Raw genomic sequence first — 985 nt, 5'->3', positions numbered from 1 at the left:
AGCCACAAAAAAGGCCGCATTAATGCAGCCCTATTATTCACCTAATAGTCTAGGTAATTACTTACTCAACTTACGGTAAGTTGCCACAACACGGTCCAGATTTTCCAGAGAGGTATCACTATGGAAAGTATCACTTGTAGGTTTCTTGCCAGGGAAGAAGCCTAGGTAAATATCCAGCTTACTCGCATTTGCCAGTTTATCTAGCCACTCACCTTCAACAATTCCAATATTATTCTCAGCTATTCGCGTAAAAGGAATCAAGTCACCTCCGTCGATACGAATACCTAAATTCTTTGCTTCGCTGGCAATATCAGAAGAACTGTTAATGTGAATCTCATTTTCTTTAAAGGTTAGCCAAATTTGAGACATATAACCTTCTTTACCCATCTCCCAAGTTGGCGTGCTAATAACAAGCCCTTGAGTTAATGCTGTATCACCCTGCTTTAACACCCAAATATCATAGTTTGCAGGAAGGTCTTTCTCGCTAATTGCTAAGGGCTTAACAGAGCCTTTCTTTTGCACAACAGGCGCTTTAACAACATCTTTTTTAGCTTCCTCTACCTTCGCAGCTACTTTTTTAACCTCAGCTTTAGCTGGCTCTTTTTCTACTGCTACCTTCACACCCTTGTCTGCTACCGCTGTAACGGCCTTCTGCGTTACTTCTGCGACAACTTCCTTAACTGTAGGCTTCACCTCTTTGCTGACCGGCTGTTCAGTCTTAGCACCTGGTTCAACCACAGGAGCTTTAAGGCTTTTCATCATTTCATCAGCTTTAGCAGCATTTTCTTTCTCGTTCCTAGCTAGCTCCTCTTGGCTTGGCTGTACTTCCGCCACACTAAGCTCAGCCGAGCTATCAGACATCGCACTATTGTCCTTCTTATCAACTGAAGCACAGCCAGCAGCTAAACTGATGACTAAACCAGCTCCCACCAAAGATAGGCTGCGATTCAAGTTTGAAAGATTTGTTTTTGCTGCATTCAGCATT

General features: G+C 42.9%; 1 protein-coding gene. It reads right to left on the bottom strand.

Annotated features, from left to right (window positions below):
* Nucleotides 1–57: 57 nt before the first annotated feature.
* Nucleotides 58–985, bottom strand: a 928-nt coding sequence (locus A3766_RS30175; protein WP_068641582.1) for a hypothetical protein, incomplete at its 5' end; no start/stop codon positions are given.

It is taken from the genome of Oleiphilus sp. HI0132 (assembly GCF_001635845.1).
This window is presented reverse-complemented; position numbering and strand designations above follow the sequence as displayed.